The 18,887-nt window shown below is 61.2% G+C and carries 11 protein-coding genes and 1 pseudogene; 6 read left to right on the top strand and 6 right to left on the bottom strand.

The annotated features are described in order from the left end of the window. Nucleotides 1–88 precede the first annotated feature (88 nt). On the top strand, nucleotides 89–1,414 hold the full coding sequence (locus ACM6I6_RS18090) for an MFS transporter (RefSeq protein ID WP_414920358.1): 1,326 nt from the start codon (nucleotides 89–91) through the stop codon (nucleotides 1,412–1,414). Between the two features lie 97 nt (nucleotides 1,415–1,511). Further along, nucleotides 1,512–2,277, top strand: a pseudogene (locus ACM6I6_RS18085) (YeiH family protein). A 159-nt stretch (nucleotides 2,278–2,436) separates the two neighbouring features. Here ACM6I6_RS18085 and ACM6I6_RS18080 read toward each other — a convergent pair. Continuing rightward, nucleotides 2,437–3,450 (bottom strand): AraC family transcriptional regulator, encoded by a 1,014-nt coding sequence (locus ACM6I6_RS18080; RefSeq protein ID WP_274075975.1) that lies wholly within the window; start codon nucleotides 3,448–3,450, stop codon nucleotides 2,437–2,439. A gap of 360 nt (nucleotides 3,451–3,810) precedes the next feature. Between ACM6I6_RS18080 and ACM6I6_RS18075 the strand changes: the two genes are divergently transcribed. Then, nucleotides 3,811–4,872 (top strand): alpha/beta fold hydrolase, encoded by a 1,062-nt coding sequence (locus ACM6I6_RS18075; RefSeq protein WP_414920357.1) that lies wholly within the window; start codon nucleotides 3,811–3,813, stop codon nucleotides 4,870–4,872. A gap of 107 nt (nucleotides 4,873–4,979) precedes the next feature. Here ACM6I6_RS18075 and ACM6I6_RS18070 read toward each other — a convergent pair whose 3' ends face one another. The 5 genes from ACM6I6_RS18070 to ACM6I6_RS18050 all read right to left on the bottom strand — a co-directional run bounded on the left by ACM6I6_RS18070 (nucleotide 4,980) and on the right by ACM6I6_RS18050 (nucleotide 12,945). After that, a complete protein-coding gene (locus ACM6I6_RS18070) occupies nucleotides 4,980–6,629 on the bottom strand; it encodes a 3-(methylthio)propionyl-CoA ligase (RefSeq protein WP_414920356.1) in 1,650 nt (549 codons plus the stop codon). Nucleotides 6,630–6,807: 178 nt separating this feature from the next. Continuing rightward, complete coding sequence (locus ACM6I6_RS18065; RefSeq protein ID WP_274075978.1) at nucleotides 6,808–7,287, bottom strand: 2,4'-dihydroxyacetophenone dioxygenase family protein; 480 nt, start codon at nucleotides 7,285–7,287, stop codon at nucleotides 6,808–6,810. Nucleotides 7,288–7,393: 106 nt separating this feature from the next. After that, nucleotides 7,394–8,266, bottom strand: coding sequence for a TauD/TfdA dioxygenase family protein (locus ACM6I6_RS18060; RefSeq protein ID WP_414920593.1), 873 nt, complete (start codon nucleotides 8,264–8,266; stop codon nucleotides 7,394–7,396). Between the two features lie 453 nt (nucleotides 8,267–8,719). Continuing rightward, nucleotides 8,720–11,323: a LuxR C-terminal-related transcriptional regulator gene (locus tag ACM6I6_RS18055; RefSeq protein WP_406591685.1), complete on the bottom strand. Its 2,604-nt coding sequence runs from the start codon at nucleotides 11,321–11,323 to the stop codon at nucleotides 8,720–8,722. Nucleotides 11,324–11,577: 254 nt separating this feature from the next. Beyond that, nucleotides 11,578–12,945: a DUF1329 domain-containing protein gene (locus tag ACM6I6_RS18050; RefSeq protein ID WP_406591684.1), complete on the bottom strand. Its 1,368-nt coding sequence runs from the start codon at nucleotides 12,943–12,945 to the stop codon at nucleotides 11,578–11,580. 249 nt (nucleotides 12,946–13,194) lie between these two features. On the opposite strand from ACM6I6_RS18050, the gene ACM6I6_RS18045 reads away from it, so the two are divergent. The 3 genes from ACM6I6_RS18045 (at nucleotide 13,195) to ACM6I6_RS18035 (ending at nucleotide 18,857) form a co-directional block, all read left to right on the top strand. Continuing rightward, nucleotides 13,195–15,096, top strand: coding sequence for a DUF1302 domain-containing protein (locus ACM6I6_RS18045; protein WP_406591683.1), 1,902 nt, complete (start codon nucleotides 13,195–13,197; stop codon nucleotides 15,094–15,096). A gap of 183 nt (nucleotides 15,097–15,279) precedes the next feature. Beyond that, entirely contained in the window at nucleotides 15,280–17,781 is a 2,502-nt protein-coding gene (locus ACM6I6_RS18040) for a LuxR C-terminal-related transcriptional regulator (protein WP_323606200.1), read from the top strand. A 35-nt stretch (nucleotides 17,782–17,816) separates the two neighbouring features. Beyond that, nucleotides 17,817–18,857, top strand: a complete 1,041-nt coding sequence (locus tag ACM6I6_RS18035; RefSeq protein WP_406591682.1) for a saccharopine dehydrogenase family protein — start codon at nucleotides 17,817–17,819, stop codon at nucleotides 18,855–18,857. Nucleotides 18,858–18,887: the final 30 nt, after the last annotated feature.

Raw genomic sequence — 18,887 nt, 5'->3', positions numbered from 1 at the left:
AGCTACCTTCAGGTCACTGATAATAGTGGAGGCAGAGCCGTATTGGCCATCCGCTGGATAACAACAATAAAACCCATGAGGAGGCTGCATGGCCTTTCACCCAATCGCCGACGATGACGACGCTGGTTGCGTCAACGTTGCGCGTAGATATGCCTGGATTGTCTTTGCACTGACCTTCGGCCTGTTGATTTCCGATTACATGTCGCGCCAGGTGCTCAATGCGGTGTTCCCGCTGCTCAAGAGCGAGTGGTCCCTGAGTGACGGCCAACTGGGTTTGCTCAGTGGCATTGTCGCCCTGATGGTCGGTCTGCTGACGTTCCCGCTGTCGCTGATGGCCGACCGTTTCGGCCGGGTCAAGAGCCTGGCGCTGATGGCGCTACTGTGGAGCCTGGCCACTTTGGGCTGCGCCTTGGCGCAGGACTACCCGCAGATGTTCATCGCCCGGTTCATGGTCGGCGTCGGCGAAGCCGCCTACGGCAGCGTGGGCATCGCGGTGGTGATTTCGGTATTCCCAAAACACATGCGCGCCACCCTGGCCAGCGCGTTCATGGCCGGCGGCTTGTTCGGCGCTGTGCTGGGCATGGCCCTGGGCGGCGCGATCGCCGCCAAGCTGGGCTGGCGCTGGTCATTTGCCGGCATGGCGTTGTTCGGCCTGTGCCTGGCGGTACTGTATCCAATCATCGTCAAGGAAGCGCGCATTGCGCCGCAACGTGCGGCGCGGGCCCTGAACCAGGGCGCGCAGGTCCAGCGCCCGTTGCGCACCCTGTGGTCCAGCCGTTCGGTGGTGGCGACCTATTTCGGCAGTGGTTTGCAGTTGTTTGTCGGCGGCACGGTGATGGTGTGGATTCCCAGCTACCTGAACCGCTACTACGACATGCCGACGGACAAGGCCGGCGGGCTGGCAGCGCTCATTGTGCTGTGCAGCGGTGTGGGGATGATTCTGTGCGGCATGCTCAGCGATCGGCTGTGTCGCAACTCACCGGAGCGCAAGGTCAGCCTGGCCATCGCCTTCTGCCTGGGCAGTTGCCTGCTCTTGTCGGCGGCGTTCGCGCTGCAGGCGGGGCCCGTGCAATTGCTGTTGATTTGCCTCGGCATGCTGATTGCCACCGGGACCACGGGCCCGGCTGGCGCGATGGTCGCCAACCTGACCCATTACTCGGTACACGGCACGGCGTTTGCCACGTTGACCCTGGCCAACAACCTGCTCGGCCTGGCCCCGGGGCCATTCATTACCGGCCGGGTTTCCGACCTGATCGGCCTGCATGCCGCGTTTCAACTGGTGCCACTGGTCAGCCTCGCGGCCGCGGCGGTGTTCTTTTACGCCAAGTGTCACTACCACAAAGATATTGCCCGTTTAACGGGTGACAGCGTCGCAGCCCCTGTCAGTGACGCCGCGTTAGAGGTGAAGTTGTGAGTCGTTTTTCAAGTGTTGATGTGTTTTTCGATCGCCCCTGGAACCTGATCGGCAAGCGCAAGCTGGAGCAGATGCTGATTGGCGAGGAGTCCATGCCATGAGCGCCATTGCTCTCACCCAAGCCCATACCCGCGTGCGCGAATTGGCACCGGGTTTTATCGTCAGCCTGATCGTGGCGGCTGCCGCTTCGTTTTTGTCCGAGCACTATGGTGCGCCGCTCATGCTGTTCGCCTTGTTGCTGGGCATGGCGCTGAACTTTCTGGCGGACGCAGGCTCGTGCAAGGCCGGTGTCGAGTTTACCGCGCGTATGGTGCTGCGCATCGGCGTGGCGCTACTGGGCATGCGTATCACCCTGGAACAAATGGCGGCGTTGGGCTGGAAGCCGATGGCGCTGGTGGTGATCCTGGTGGTGGTGACCATCGGCGTCTCAGTGATCGCCGCCAGGCTGCTCGGCTTTGTTCGGCATGCTTACCGGTGGCGCCACCGCCATCTGCGGTGCATCGGCAGCCTTGGCCCTGGCCGCGGCGTTGCCTAACCATCCGCAGAAAGAGCGTGCGACCCTGTTCACGGTGATCGGCGTGTCGGCGTTGTCGACCCTGGCGATGATCGTCTATCCAATGATTGCTCACGGGTTATCACTGATGCTGGCCTGCATCAACAGCACCGGCTGGATCGCGCCGGCGGTGCAGGGCGGGGTCAATGAGTTCTCGCGCTGGTGCCTGGTGATTTCCATCAGTGCCCTGGGCATGAAAACCCGGCTCAAGGAACTAGCAGCGGTCGGGATCAAGCCGATCCTGCTGATGGTCGGGGAAACTGTGTTTCTCGTGGTGCTGGTGCTTCTGTTACTGCACTGGGGTTCCTGAAAACAGGCTTCACACAGGTTTATGGCAGGGCTTCACTGGGCTGGCTCCTCGTTACAGTGAGGCTCACCACCGGTGTGACAAGCACCGGTTTTCGCGGCGACTGTACCAGCAGTCGCCGTTTTTTTTGTGTGCGTTGAAAGGCGGGAACAGCGCTCCCTGTCAGGGAGCGACCGCTTGTTTCTGCGCGCGACGCCACGCCGCTGGCGGCATGCCAAACTGGTTGATGAACCAGCGGGTGAAGGAGCTGGCCATGGAGAAGCCGAACATGTCGGCGATGCTACTCATCGAGTGGTTCGGGTTTTCCAGATAACGGAGCGCCAGGTCACGGCGCACCTCGTTGATCAGGTCGTTGAAGGCACAGCCGTCGTCTTGCAGGCGGCGTTGAAAGGTGCGCACGTTCATGCCCTGTGACAGCGCGATCTGTTCGATCGTGGCGCGGCCCATGGGCAACAGCAGGTAGATTGCCTTGCGCACTTCGAACAGCAACGAAGTGTTTACATCGCTTTGCAGCGAGTCGATGTAGTGTCTGGCATAACTTGCCATGGCCGGGTCGGCATTGGCGTTGACCATGTCCAGACTGGCATCGGAGCAGACGATGCCGTTGAAATCGCTGCCAAACTCCAGGTTGCAGCCGAACAGGCGCCGATGCAGATGCAGGTTCTCTGGCGGCTGGTGCATGAAGTTGACGCTGTACGGGCGCCACTGCGCGCCGAGCAGTGTCGAGCACAGGCCGAACAGCACACCGATGACCAGTTCCGAGGCCTGGCGACTGGGCAGCAGCGATTCGGTGACCATCTCGGCACGAATGATCACCATCCGGCCGGCTTCTTCAACGAAGATCCCCAGGGAGTCATTCATCAGATGACGATAGTGCTCCATTACCTGAAAGGCCTCACGCAGGGTGCGTTGCTGGCTGAGCAGCAGGCTGACCGCGCCGAAGTCTGAAAGCTGACGCGACTCGGCCATGCGCAGGCCGAGGGTCTGGCAACCACTGGCGACGGCAGAATCTTCCAGCAGGCGCACGGCGGAATCGATGGGTATACGGTTTTCCGGGACTCGCAGTTGAGCCTTGCTCAGCCCGACGACGGTCATGATGTCGCACGGGTTGAATCCGAGGTCCTGGGTGACTTCCAGGTATTTGGTCAAGACGGCGGCGCGAACAAGCTTGGGCATGTGCAGGATCTCCCTCGGCCGATGGCGGCGTTGCTTTTTTCATCGAAGGTGTTTTGCGCGGGAAGAGGGCGCTTGTGGCGGAACTGCTGGCGCCAGCGATCTTCAACCCTGGTCTGGCGTGATGCAGAGCAGGTAGCGCGGATCCATTTTAGGGAGCATGGGCCCGGTGGCATGGGCATGGCGGGATAATTTCTTAGCATACTGGGACACAGTCGAAGAGCCTGGAACGATGGCGTAAGGCGCCGCGCTGCAGGTGTTGGCGCTGTCCCAGTTTCACAAGATTGTGTCCCGGGAAGCTCAGTGCAGAGCACCCACACGGCGCTACCTTCAGGCCCACAATTGATAAGATGGAGGTAGAAAATGGATACGCGCACTTCAATGCGTATCGGTCAGCCGCTCGCTGCAATGGCGCCTGCGGATGCCGACGATCCTGATGCATTCAATCACTGCTTTGCCGAAGTCAACGGCATCCGCATGCATTACATCGACGAGGGCCAGGGCCCGCTCGTCATCCTGCTGCATGGTTTCCCCTACCTCTGGTACATGTGGCGGCGCCAGATCGTGGCTTTGGCCGAGGCCGGCTTTCGGGTTGTCGTGCCCGATCAACGCGGGTTCGGGCAGTCGGACCGACCCGATGCCATCGAAGCCTATGACATGAGCCAGGCCGTCGGCGACATGGTGGGCTTGATGGCGGCCTTGGGCGAAACGTCCGCGGTCATCATTGGGCACGACCTGGGGGCCTGGGTGGCTCAAGCGTCGGCCCTGTTGCGACCGGATCTGTTCCGTGGCCTGGTGATGCTCAATACGCCGGTGCCACCGCGCGGCAAGGTCAAGCCGACCGTGGGTTTGCAGGCCATGGCGAAAGGAAGGGTCTACCACCACCTGTATTTCCAACAGCTCGACAAGCCGGATCACGAGTTGGCCCACGATCCGCGCAAGACCTTGAGCAGCGTCTTCTATTCGATCTCCGGCAGCGCCGTCGGCGCCGAACGCTGGCGTCTGTTCGTCGAGGCCGGTGAACCCATTCTCAATGCCTTCACCGAGCCGAAGGGGGAGTTTCCGTCCTGGTTGAGCCCCCGGTCGCTGGACTACTACGTCGCCGAGTACACACGCACGGGCTTTACCGGAGCCCTCAACTATTACCGCTGTCGTGACCGCAACTGGGAAATCACCGCGTTTCTCGACGGCGCGAAGGTCAGCCAGCCGAGCCTGTTCATCGGTGGTGCTGCCGACCCTTCCCTGGAGCCGGTTGAAATCCGCGGCCTCTACGAGCAGATGGACGCCTACCTGCCCGCACTGCGCAAAAAGGTGTTGCTACCCGGTGTAGGCCATAGCGCCGCAGAGGAAAGCCCCGCCCAGGTCAACGAATTGCTGCTGGAGTTTCTCGAGCAGTCGATGTCCTGTGAGCCAGCGGCACGCTAAGCCACTTCATAGCGTCAATGCAAAAGGCAGGGCGAACGCTACCGGCATCTGCCGTAACGTCCGCCCTGCCTTTGCACCTGTGCAGGGCTGGATTTTTACCTGGCTACTCAGCTGACAACCTTGACCAGCAGATGATCGCCGAACTGCTCGCGCAGACGGTTCTTCAAGACCTTGCCCGTAGCACCCAGTGGAATCGTGTCGACGAAGACCACATCATCCGGCGTCCACCACTTGGCAATCTTGCCTTCATAAAAGGCCAGCAGTTCATCCCGCGTCAGGGCTGCCTGCGCTTTCCTGACGATGACCAGCAACGGCCGCTCATCCCACTTCGCATGTTTGGCCGCGATGCAGGCCGCCTGGGCGACTGACGGATGGCTCAGCGCAATGTTCTCCAGGTCGATGGAGCCTATCCACTCGCCACCCGACTTGATCACATCCTTGCTGCGATCGGTGATCTGCATGAAGCCATCGCCATCGATGGTCGCCACATCGCCGGTCGGGAACCATGTCTGGCCGGCGTGCTCGAGAAGCGGCGAGCACTCACCTTCGTTTCTGAAATAGTCGCGTACCACCCAGGGGCCACGCACCATCAGGTCACCCGACGTCGCGCCGTCCCAAGGCAGTTCCACGCCGTCCGTACCGACGATCTTCATGTCGACGCCAAACACTGCGCGGCCTTGTTTGGACTGCACGGCATTACGCTCGGCCGCGGACATGACCAGGTGCCTGGCCTTGAGGGTGCCGATGGTTCCGATCGGGCTCAACTCCGTCATCCCCCAGACGTGCAACACCGCCACGCCGAAGGTCTCCTGAAACCTGTGCAGCATGGCCGTGGGGCAGGCTGCACCGCCAATAATGGTGCGTTTCATGCTGGAGAAAGACTTGTCGGTTTGCTCCAGATGCCCCAGCAACCCTTGCCAGACTGTCGGTACGCCGGCGGAGAGGGTCACCTGCTCCGCTTCCAGCAGGTCGAACAGCGATTGGCCGTCCAGCGCAGGTCCGGGAAATACCAGCTTGGCGCCGACCATGCACGCGATGTACGGGAGCCCCCAGGCATTGACATGGAACATGGGCACAACCGGCAGGATGACGTCCCGCGCCGAGCAGTTCAGGGCATCCGGCAGTGCGGCGGCATAGCTGTGCAATAGCGATGAGCGATGACTGTACAGGACGCCTTTCGGGTTGCCCGTGGTGCCGGAGGTGTAGCAGAGCGTACAGGCGGCTTCCTCGTCGAGATCCGGCCAGGCATAGTCGCAGGCGCCCTGTTGCAGCAGATCTTCATAGCACAGCAGGTTGTCGATACCGGCGTCCGTTGGCATGTGGGCCTGATCGGTCATGGCGATGAACGCCTTGACCGTATGGCAGCGGCCAGCGATGAGCTTGATCAACGGCAGGAAGGTCATGTCGAAGAAGATGTATTGGTCTTCGGCATGATTGGCGATGTAGGCCACCTGGTCTTCATGCAGGCGCGGGTTGATGGTATGCACGATGGCACCCATGCCGCCGATGCCGTAGTACAACTCCAGGTGACGATAGCCGTTCCAGGCAAGCGTTCCGATGCGGTCGGCCGGCTGCACGCCCAGGCCGGTCAGGGCGCTGGCCAACTGGTGCGCGCGACGGTGGCAGTCACGGAAGGTGTAGCGATGGATATCGCCCTCCACCCGGCGGGACACAATCTGAGTATCGCCATGATGGCGGTCGGCGTGTTCTATCAGAGAGGAAATCAACAGCTGCTTGTGCATCATCAAGCCATGCATGGGCATCGCTCCGTTCATAAGTCTGAGATCGGGGAGCGGACAGGGTTCTCTGTCAGATTCCACGTCAAGACCGCGAACCGGGACAGCCTGTTTTCCTCCCCTGGATGTTTTGCGATCAGGTTACTGTCCCGGCTCCCCCTTGAATGGAGGGATGCCGGGAGTTCTCCCGGAACTTGGATCAATTGAATGCCGTGAGATCTTTCGGCTCGATGTCATGCAGCTCGCAATAGGCGAGGTAACGCTTGAGGCCGGACTTCCAGTTTTCCAACGCGACGATGTTGTCGTTGTCATCGACAAACGCCAGATCGCCATTGACCTGGACCAGGGTCAGCACATAGCCGTCGCCATTGCCGGTGCTGACGACTTCCGGTGTGTGAGTCGACCCGGCCGTCTCGTAGACGATGCTGCCCGGACCAGCGACCCAGTCATGTTCCTTGTATTTCCACTGGCCTTCGAAGGTGTAGACCATCACCGTGCCCGTGTGGTGATGCTTGGGCAGCTGCATGTCGATCGGCGCCTTCATCATGACGATCCATTCGCCGCGGATCGGGTCGAGCTTGAAGTACTTGAGCAATACGTTTTCCGCATACGGGGTAAACGGAATCCAGGGCAGGGATTCGCCATCGATGACGGCGGTGTCGACGTGTTCGTAGAGCATAGGTATCTCCGTTGATTGTTGTTGTGATCGGGAATTTTTCGGCGGCCGGGATCGCCCGACCCTCACGGAGGGTCGGGTGTTCTGGCAGCCTGTCAGGCAGTCAGGGTCAGGTCAGCGGGGTGCCCGCCAGGGTCGCGCGCAGCATCTTGCGTGGTGCATTGCCGTAGTCAGCCACCGCGTAGTGCTGGACTTGCAGGTTGTCCCACATGGCAACGGTGTTGGTGCGCCATTTCAGGCGTACCTGATATTCAGGAATGGCGGCCTGGGAGATCAGGTAGTTCATCAGATGATGAGCCTCGGGCATGAAGTCCTGGCCGTAACGGATGTCCTCGAAGTTGAAGAAGTTCGAGAAATGGGTGGTGAACGCCGAGTTGACGAACAACACCTTTTCACCCGTCTCGGGATGGGTCAGCACAACCGGGTGTTCAGCGCCGGGACTCTTCAGGGCCATCGCGTGACGTTCTTCGCGTGGCAACTGGGCGCCAAAGGTCTGCTCGGCGCCGTGCTTGGCATACAAGCCCTCGATCCGTTGCTTGATGGTGTCGGGCAGATTGTCGTAGGCCATCACCATGTTGGAAAACAGAGTGTCTCCGCCGGTTTCCGGACCCAGTTCGCAGCGCAACACCGCACCGCGGGGCGGCGCCTTCTTGTAAGTGACATCGGCATGCCAGAGGTTCTCGCGACTGGCCTTTTCGACATAGTTTTTAGGCTTGTTCGGATCGAGGTTGCGGTACAGCATCAGCAGCTTGTCCGCCTCCGGATGGCTCGGCGCAAGGGGATGGGCTTCCAGTTCGCTGAATTGCGCGGCGAAATGCTGTTGCTCCATTGGAGTGATGTTCTGGTCGCGGAAGAACAGCACTTTGTGCTTGAGCCACAGCTCCCGGATTTGCGCGATCAGTTCGGGGTCCTGAGCGGCGTCGACAAGGCTGATATTGCTGAGTTCTGCGCCGATGGCGGGCGTGCATAGCTCCACCTTGATTGAATGTTGGCGCACCGACGACCGGATGATGTTCGGTGCCGAGGGAGAGGCTGGTGAAGGGGTGTCCTGGATTTCGGCGTTTTTTGTCATTGTTGTCTCCAATCCGTGCTTGTACGGCGGTGCGCAAGATATGCGCCCGTTATAGGTAACTGGCCCCCGCTGATGGGGCGGAGGTAGTGGTCCTATCGTAGATATCCCGGGCACGAGGCTATGAGCGCAGCGGGACAGTTTCTTAGCATGTTGGGACAACGAGCCTAGCGGTCAGGACTCAGGTGAATGATGACCAATGCTCCGGCGCTGTCTTGCTTGCCAGATCGGAATTAGTTGAGATCGACCGTGTGCCTGTGATTGGCCGAATTGGCAGCGCAACCAGTGCGAGATCTGCTGCTTTCATCGAAGGACTTGTTGTTTCCCATGTGAAGCCTTGCGCTACTGCTGAGCACAGGCGGGGTACTAGATAAAGCCGCTCGCCTTGGCCGCCACGGCAGCCTGGGCGCGGCTGTCGACGTTGAGCTTGGCGAAGATGTTTTTCATATGGCTCTTGATGGTCTCGGGCGTGATGCCGAGCAGTTTCGCCATCTCCTTGTTTGACTTGCCCTCGGCCACCAGCTTCAACACATTGCGTTCCTTGCTGGTCAGGCTGATTGCCGTGCGTAGCTGGCTGGCCAGTTGCGTCGCGCTGACCGCGCCCGGCAATAACTGCTGCAATTGCGCTTGCTCGCTCAGGCTGATGTCTTGCTGCAGCGCATAGGCTGCAAGCTGCTGCAAGCGCTCGCAGGATGGCAGATCCGCGAGCAATTGCCTGGCGCCCGTGGCTTCGACCAGACTGCAGGCCTCCAGCAAGGACCTCACCGCACTGTCCGGCTGCTGGCGTTGCCAACTCACCAGAGCACGACTGGCAGCCAGGCGGATCTGCATCAATCGATGATTGTGCTGCATCGCCAGTTGGCCGAGGTGCTCGGCCTTGGCCAGATCGGCCTGGCGTGATAGACCGGCGGCCTCGCACCACAGGCTGGCAAGGCTGGCGAGGCACTGGTACTCATCAAAACTGTCGCTGGCTGGCGGCGGATGCCCGAGCTGCAATGCCTCGAGTTGCTGGGCACAGGCCAGCGCCTCGTGATGTTTGTGTTCAAGCAAACTGATGCGCGTGCGCTCCAGCAACAGCTGCGCATGCATGCGCGGCCACTCGCGGGTGTGCGCCAGCCGCTCGCCATCTTCGAGAAAACTGCGCGCACCTTGCAGGCTGCCACGGTTGCTGCTCAAACCACTGGCGGTGACAAACACGCTGGCGGCGCAATCAAGAAAGCCCCCCAGTTTTGCGATCTCGATGTTTTCCAGGCTGAGCCGGGCGGCTTCATCCAGGCGCCCTTGCATGTATCGAACATTGGCCAGGAAGCTGGCGGGCATTGCCCGCAGGACCGGCGCCTGGGTCTGCTCGCTGCCCTCCCGGGAGCTGCAACGCAGTGCCTCCTCAAGGATGGCCGCGGCTTGGGAAAAGCGTCCTTGCAAGATCTCGCCAAGCCCCATCAGCGTCAGCCGGTAGACCTGGTTGGCCAGGTAGCGACTGCGCTCCAGCGGTGCGCAGATTGTCGGCGGCACACTGTAGAACGCCTCCCAGCGGCAGGCCGCCAGATGGCCATAGCCGACCACGCATTGCAAGGTATTACAAATCCAAGGATGGTCCTTGAGGTGTGGCAGGCACTGTTCGGCCAGTCGGCCGGCCATTTCCGCCTGATCGTCCAGTGCCAGCAACATGGCGTGCAGGGCCTGGCATTCCCAGTAGAGATCATCCCGTTCATTGAAGCGCTGGAGTTCGGTACATTCGGCCTTTACTTCGTCGAGTAACTGGCGAGAGTTGCTGCGCGTCATCGCCAGACCAGACGCCCAGGCCAGCGCCAGTTTCAACTGCGGCGGACTTTGCAGCAGGTGGTCCTGCAACTGACGTTGCCAGTCCAGCAGGATGATGAAGTCGGCCCTTTCTACCAACATGATGGCGCAATGCGTGATCCATTCCTGGGCACTTTCGTTATCGCCGGCAGCCAATGCGCAACGCACGGCATCGGTCCAGAGTTGCTCTGCGGCGAACCATTGCGCGGCGCAACGCAGCGCCGTATTGAGTTCCCGGGCTTGCAGCCGACGACAGAGGTGTTCGCGAAACAACGGGTGGAAGCTGAACCATTCTCCGCTATCGTCGAGACCGGTAAGAAACAGCTGCAGGCGCTCGATGTCTTCGATCAGGGCATGCCCGTTGGTATGGCCGGTCAGGGCTTGCGCCAGCGTTGCATTGAAGCGTTCCACGCTGGCCAGGTGTGGCAGTTGCCCGGCCAGTTCTGGCGGCAGGCGTTCGAGCAATTCATCAAGCAGCCCGGAGATGCTCTTGGGCAACCGAAAACTGCCAGCAGGTTGTTGGCGCAGGGACAGCAGGCTGGCGCGCAACGCAGCGATCCAGCCTTCCGTGGCCTTGTGCAGGTCCAATGCTTCGCCAGCATCGACGGCTTCCAGGCCCGAACGCAGCAAAAGGTCGCGTGTTTCATCGAGATCGAAACGCAGTTGGCCGACGTCTATTTCAAGGCAGGCGTCGCTATAGAGGTGCGCGTACAAGGCCGATGGCAAGTCGCTGCGTCCACAAAAAACCAGGTGCAGGTTATCCGGGGCATAACGAATGATCTGGTCGAAGGCGCTGATCAGGACCTGCGGCGGCACACTGTGGTAGTCGTCGATAAACAGGAAACTGCTCTGCGAACTGCGCTCCAGCTCGTTGAGCAGGAGGATCCCCAACTGGTCGCCGGGCAGTAGGAGCAGGTCCTTGATCAGGTTCTGCTCCAGATCGTCCTTGAAACCCCGTTGGACCGCCGCAGCCACATGCAGCAGCAAGCGCTCGGGCGTGGCATCGGTTTCATCAAGCGTCAGCCAGGCGACCCGCGCACCACGGGCCAACGCCGCCTGTGCCCAGGCACTGGCGAGGGTGCTCTTGCCGAATCCGGGCGGGGCCTTGAGCACCGTCAGGGTGGCGTGGGCAATCTGTTCGATCAGTTGCTCCAGGCGCGGCCTGGGCAAGGTTCCACGACCGCGGCGCGGAGGAATGAGCTTGGTCGCCAACAGTGGCATTGTCGTTATGGCTGACATACTGACCCGTATTCTTCTTGGAGGAGGGCGTACCTGGGAATGACCCTTCGACAGTATAGGCATGCACACCGGGAAACCGGGTTGGGCGCACGACGCGGCGCAGGGCACCTCAGTTTGGGCCGGATACGAAAAAAGGCCACCGCTAGGGGTGGCCTGGTGCCGGGTATTCGGCGAACGGTTGCGCTTCAGCGTACGCCAGCGTTACGCAAGGCGGCGGTGGAGTAATCGGCCTTGCTGGCCTGGAAGTCGAAATCGTAGAAGCGTTTCTCCTGGTTGGTCATGCCCAGGGCCAGGTAGCGGCCCGACTGCAGGTCATACAGGGTTTCCAGTGCATAGAAGGGAACTTGGTGATCGTACAGTTGCATGGCATGGGCTTCGGCTACGCGCCACAGTTGGCCGCGGCCATCATAGTGATCAACTTCGGCGGCTTGCCAGGTGTCCTCATCGATGAAGAAGTGGCGCTTGGCATAGATATGACGCTGGCCGGGCTTGAGGGTCGCCTCGACTTCCCAGACGCGGTGCAACTCGTAGCGCGTCAGGTTCTGGTCGATATGGCCTGGCTTGAGAATGTCGTCGTATTTGAGCTTGGTGGAGGCCAGTTTGTAGCTGTTGTACGGAATGTAGATTTCCTTCTTGCCGACCAGTTTCCAGTCGTAGCGGTCGGGCGAGCCGTTGTACATGTCGTAGTTGTCGGAGGTACGCAGGCCATCGGTGGCCAGTCCAGGTCCATCGTAGGCAACCTGCGGGGCCCGGCGCACGCGACGTTGACCGGCGTTGTACATCCAGGCCAGGCGAGGTTCTTTGACCTGGTCGATGGTTTCGTGCACCAGCAGCACATTGCCCGACAAGCGTGCCGGTTGCAGCACGTTCTGGGTGAAGTAGAACATGATGTTGCTTGGTTCTTTCGGATCGTAGTCCTTGAGCTGCGTGCGATAGGTGAACTGATCTTCAAAGGTCACCAGGGTGCCGGCACCGTTGGCCTGAGGGGTGGCCTGGGTAATCACCCGGCGAAAGCTGCCGCCGCGGTAGCGCGTGATGTGGTTCCAGATCACCTCCACACCGCTCTTCGGAATGGGGAACGGTATCGCCGTGTCGAAGTTTTCCAGGCCGTTTCCGCCCTGGATCAGATTCGTCGTGGTGGCGTTCTTTTTCACGGCGGCGTACACCGAATCCGGGTTGGCCGCACTGCGGCGCGTCTGGTAGACCGGCATTTTGTAGGTGTCGCCATAACGCTTGAACATTTCCACCTGGCCCGGCGTCAGGTTGTCCTTGTACTGCGCCAGGTTGTCCTTGGTGATGGTGAACAAGGGTTTGTCCGAGGCGAAGGGATCGCTGAGGAAACCATTGGCATCCACCGGGGCGGCGGTGACAGGCAGCCCACCGGTCCAGGCTGGAATGCTGCCGTTGGCATTGCCGGCTTTCTCTGCGCCCAAGGGCGTGAGTTTTGCACCCAGTTGTGCAGCCTCTTCGGCAGGAACAGCTGCCATCGCCGCGGTGGACAGGGCAGTGAGGGAGAAAGCTCCGGCTTTGAGCCAGGTTCTTATTGTTTGCATTTCAACTTTCCTCGACAACGTAAGTGGGCCCGGACTTGCGCCGCAGCTCGCCGCAAGTCATCGGCCGAGCAAGAAAGATTGCTCTTGGAACACGCTAACGCACTGAGGCGGCGGGAAATCTCCCCCGTTTGGGGGGCGTCGAAAAGGCCGGGCAGGTATGAGTTTTTGAATCACTCTTTCGTCGCTTACGTTCGGGCGGGGAGAACTGATTAGCTGCGGCGACCAACAAAAACCCAACAGGGGAGCCGCATGAAAAAAACAATAACGCGCGCAGAATTCAAGCTCACGGGGCTTGCTGTAGCCATCGCCCTTGGCTGCGCGGCCCAGGCCCAGGCAGCCAGCTTCAATATCGGCGAAATCGAAGGTACGTTCGACACCTCCCTGTCGGTGGGCGCCAGCTGGTCGGTGCGCGGAGCGGACAAGGATTTCATCGGTTCGAACAACGGCGGCGATGGCCTGGCGCAAACCACCGATGACAGCCACCTGAACTTCAAGAAAGGCGAAACCTTCTCGAAGATTTTCAAGGGCATTCACGACCTGGAGCTCAAATACGGCGACTCCGGTGTGTTCGTGCGGGGCAAATACTGGTACGACTTCGAACTCAAGGATGAAAGCCGTCCGTTCAAGGACATCAGCGACAACGGACGCAAGGAGGGCGCCAAATCCGCCGGTTCGCAATTGCTCGATGCCTTCGTCTACCACAACTACAGCATCGCTGACGCGCCGGGTTCGGTGCGCCTGGGCAAGCAAGTCGTCAGCTGGGGTGAAAGCACCTTCATCCAGAACGGCATCAACGCGATCAACCCGATCGATGTCTCGGCTTTCCGCCGCCCCGGCGCGGAAGTCAAGGAAGGCCTGATCCCGGTGAACATGTTCACCATTTCCCAGAGCCTGACCGACAACATCTCCGCCGAAGCGTTTTACCAGCTGGAATGGGACCAGACCGTGGTCGACAACTGCGGCACGTTCTTCTCCCAGCCGGACGTGGTGGCGGACGGTTGCAATCGCAACCTGGCGGTGCTGTCGCCTGGCCTCGCGCCCTTTGGTCCTGCGTTCGGTTACCAAACCACGTCGGAAGGGGTGATCGTGCCGCGCAGTGGCGACCGCGATGCGCGCGACAGTGGCCAGTACGGCCTGGCACTACGCTGGATGGTCGATTCACTGAATACCGAATTCGGTGGCTATTTCATGAACTACCATTCCCGTGCACCGATATTCAGCGCCGAGGTGGCGAACCAGGCCACCTATCGCGAATCGGCGGGTATCCTGGCCGGTGCTTCGTCTCCCACCGTGCCCGGCGCAGCGCGCCAGGGTGTGGCGATCGCCAATGTGGCGGCCGGCAGTCAGTATTTCATCGAGTACCCGGAAGATATTCGCCTGTACGGCTTGAGCTTCGCGACCACGTTGCCCACCGGTACTTCCTGGACCGGCGAGATCAGCTATCGTCCCAATGCCCCGGTGCAACTCAATACCACGGATGTCCTATACAGCGGCGTGCGTGGCCTGGCGCAGTTTGGCGGGCCGTTCTCCAGCTTCTCCAACTTTTCGGTCCTTGGGGGCGATCCGGCATCCATTCCGGGTAGCACCGTCCATGGCTATGAGCGCAAGGAAATTAGCCAGTTGCAAAGCACCTTCGTGCACTTCTTCGACCAGGTCCTGGGCGCCGAGCGTCTGACGGTGGTCGGTGAAGTCGGGGTGACCCATGTGGGCGGCCTGGAGAGTAAATCCCAGGCACGTTACGGGCGCGATGCGGTGTTCGGCCCGGGCGCCTTGCCCGCCGATACCTGCCAGGCCATCAACGCGGGAGCAGTGGGCGCCAACGGTAAAAACGTCGACAAAAACTGCAACAACGACGGTTTCACCACCGCCACCTCCTGGGGCTATCGCGGCCGTGCAATCCTCGATTACACCAACGTATTTGCCGGTATCAACCTCAAGCCGAGCGTTGCCTGGTCCCATGACGTCAACGGCTACTCGCCCGGTCCCGGCGGCAACTTCGAGGAGGGGCGCAAGGCCGTCAGCCTTGGCCTGGATGCCGATTACCTCAACACCTACACCGCCAGTCTGTCGTACACCGACTTCTTTGGTGGCGAGTTCAACACCTCCACTGATCGCGACTTTGTCGCCCTCAGTGTCGGGGTGAACTTCTAACAGTTCTCCGGGAAACATTGACTCAGTCCCAGGGCACCGGGGCGCGCACTTGAAAATGGCTCATGGCGAGTCGGCTATCCCCCATTGCGGGGACTAAAGCCTGCAAGGCCATCGACTAGCATGAGCGGCGATCAAGCTTGCGCCCCCGGGCCTTTGGCGAGACAGGAGAGCAGAGTGTCCAGAATGCCCCCCCTTCCTAACGGATTCATTCCCCGCGGCCGGCTGCGCGATGCGTTGCTTGAGGCGCGCTGCCGGCTACGCCTGATCTGGGCGCCGGCGGGCTGTGGCAAGAGCTTGCTGTTGCGCGAGTGCGCACGACAATGCCCGGCCGATGTCCCGCTGCTGTGGTTTGATCTTCAGGGTCGGCAACTTCAGGAGACGGCGTGGCTGGATTGCCTGGCTGCGGCCCTGGGTCTGGAACACGCAGATTTTCAATCGGTGCAAACCCACCTGCAGCAGCGGCAGACGCCTGTCTGGCTGATGCTCGACGGTCTGCCCGGTGCCATCGAAGGAAGTCTTGACGACTGTTTGAACCGGCTGATGCAGGCGTCGTCCTGCCAGGTTCAGTGGTGGATCGCCAGTCGTCGCCGGCCAGTCTTGCCTCTGACGCGCCTGTTGCTGGAGGGCGAGTTATTCGAGTTGGGCGCCGCGCAGATGGCCTTGACGGCCGATGAGTTGACAGCCGTTTTGCACAATCGCGGACAGACGGTACAACCCTGGGCTGTCGACGAACTGCTGGCCCGCACCGGGGGCTGGTACACCGGGATCCGCTTGCACTTGCACGGTGCCGGGCAGGGCCATGCGCCAGGCCATGAAACCGACGCCGCGTTGCTCCAGCGTTACCTTGAAGAAGAAGTGCTAGCCGCCTTGCCTGGGGCCTGGCAACAAACCCTTTGCACCCTGGCTTGCCTGCCTGGCTTCGATGCCGGGCTCTGCGAGCATCTGCTGGTATCGGTCGAGGGAGCCCCACCCATCGACCGGTTGTACGAGAGCGGTCTGTTCATTGAGGTACTGGACAACGGACATCAACGCTTTCGCGTTTGGCCGGCCATTGCAGGCGTACTCGCCAGGCAAGTGGCCGAGGCGGCGAAACAGGCGCTGTACCGCCGTGCGTGTGACTGGTATCGCAGCCAGCATCAGGTTCGGCCCGCAATTGAACTGGCCCTGTTGGCAAGCGACGGCGAGTTGGCTGCCGAGCTCTTGCAGCAATTGCCGTTGGAAAGCTTGTTCCAAGGCCGTGAGCTGGCCCGCGTATTGAGTGGATGCAAGATCCTGCCGCGCGACCTGCTGTGCCGTACGCCGTCGCTGTTGATCCTCGATGCCTGGGCACTGTTGCTCAGCGGCCGCCTCGAAGCGGCAGCGCAAAGCGCCAACCGGTTGCAACGATTCATGCCTCAACCCGGTGCCCGGCAGCAGCGCGAACTGCTCGCACAATGGCAAGTGCTGATCGCCATGATCGCCGCCCAACGTGGTCAACCCTTGCCGTCGAACAGCGACTTGGGCGAGGCACTGGCGTTAATGCCGCCAGCTGCCTGCGCGCAACAGCTCATGACCAGGATGGCCTTCATCGAACTCGCCCAGGTCGACGCTCACCTGGAAACCGCCCATGACCTCAACGGCACGGCCACCCGCCTGGCACGGGAACGCGGCAGCCTTGGTCTGGAGGCGCTTCTGGTCCTGCAACACGTACAACTGCTGGGCATTCGCGGCGAATTGACCCGGGCCGAGCGTCTGCTGCGCCAGTTGCAGGGCGAACTCAATGGCACCTGGGCGGAGCCTGACCTGCTGTGGGGCCGGACACAGGTGCGCCTGGGCGAGATCCTGCTCAAGCAAGGGCGATACCCGGAGGCCGCGAGGTATTTCCAGAATGGTTTGCACGCGGGTCTGGCCTGCGAAGACCCGCTGGTCATCGACGCCTACATCGGCCTGGCTGCGCTCGATGCCGCGGCCGACGATCTCGACCAGGCCTTTACTCGCCTGGCACAGGCCAAGCGCCTGATGCAACGGCGCAACATCGTCGAGCCGCTGTACATGGGGCCGCTGGTGCTGGCCTACGGCGAACTGTGGCTGCAGCAAGGACGGCCCGAGCGGGCAGGGCAGGCACTGGAAAAAATTCTCGCCCACTACCGCGGTGCCGGTGCTTGCAAGCCGCCATTTGGCAGTCCGGAGCTGGTCCAGCGCCTGGAACTGTTGTTCTGCCAGGTACGCACGGCGTCGGGGCAGGATGTGCGCGTGCAGCTGGAATCCATGCTCAAACGGGCCCTGGCCCAGGGGCGACGGACCCTGGCCTGCGAACTCTGGCTCAGTCTGGCCGAAGCCCAATACGCCCAGAATCTGCAAGGCAAAGCGCAAATGAGCCTGCTTGATGGTCTGGCGCTGGCCCGACAAATCGGCCTGAAGCACGCACTGCGCGTTTGCAGTCAGCGCAGCCCCGGCTTGATGCGCTGGGGCAAGGACGTCTTCAACGACGCCACGGTCTGCACCACGGCTGTCCTGCTCAGTCAGCGGGAACTGTCGGTACTGGAAATGATTTCCCGGGGCTTATCGAATCAGGAAATCGCCGAATCGCTGTTTATCTCTCTTCATACCGTGAAGAGCCATGCGCAGAAAATCAACGTGAAACTGGGTGTATCGCGCCGGACTCAAGCGGTGGTCCGCGCGAAGATGCTCGGTCTGGTGGCGTGACCCGGCAGCACCACAACACAAACCTGAGGTGTCTAATGAAAAACAAGCTGTTGATTTACGGGGCCAATGGCTACAGCGGCGAACTCATGTGTCGCGCGGCCGCGCAGAGAAATCTCGATGTGGTGATTGCCGCACGCTCAGACACCCGGCTGCGTCCCCTGGCCGATGAGCTGCGCATCGAATATCGGGTGTTCGCCCTGGAAGATGCCGTGGGCGCTCTGGACGACATCGCTGTCGTGCTCAATTGCGCCGGGCCGTTTTCGGCCACGGCTCGGCCGCTGGTGGAGGCGTGCCTGGAATTGGGTATTCACTACGTGGACATCGCCGGCGAGCTGTCGGTGTTTCAGATGTGCCATGAGCTGGATGCCCGGGCCAAGGCGGCCTCGATACTGCTCTGCCCGGGCGCGGGTTTTGACATCGTACCGACCGATTGCCTGGCCGCCGGCCTCAAGGCGCGCATGCCCGACGCCCAGCGCATTGACCTGGCGTTCGCGTTCGGGACACGACCCAGCGCCGGCAGCCTCAAGACCCTGGTCGAAGGCATTCGTCTGGGTGGCCTCATCAGGCGCGACCATCAGTTGAAAAAAGTCGCTAATGGCTATCGCATTCGGCGGGTTCCCTTCAAGGATCGCGCCCGCTGGAGCGTGACCATTCCCTGGGCAGACGTCTATACCGCGGGTGTGTCCACGGGAGTGCCCAACGGCATGGTGTATACCGCGCTGCCGTTGGGCATGGGCGTTTTCTTGCGCCTGACTTCTGCCTTCAGTGGCCTGCTGGCAACGCCCACGGCGCAACGCTGGCTCAAGCATCTGGTCGACAGATTCTACAGGGGCGGGCCGAGTCACACAGAGCTGGACAATCACCGAACCCAATTCTGGGGAGAAGCGGTAGCCACCGATGGCCGCAAGCTCACGGCAGCACTCTCGGCGCCGAGTGTCTATCGACTGACCGTGGAAGCCGGGCTGGCCATCGCTATGCATTGCCTGAAAGGGCCTGTCGCCGGTTTCCATACCCCGGCCATGCTGATGGGCAACGAGTTCATTCAATCGTTGCCCGGGGTGGAGTGGGAACACTAAGCGCCTGCGGGGCAGGGCGGCGGGGGAATT

This window comes from Pseudomonas sp. IT-P218 (assembly GCF_949767605.1).
In the GTDB taxonomy this organism is placed as follows: domain Bacteria; phylum Pseudomonadota; class Gammaproteobacteria; order Pseudomonadales; family Pseudomonadaceae; genus Aquipseudomonas; species Aquipseudomonas putida_AE.
This window is presented reverse-complemented; position numbering and strand designations above follow the sequence as displayed.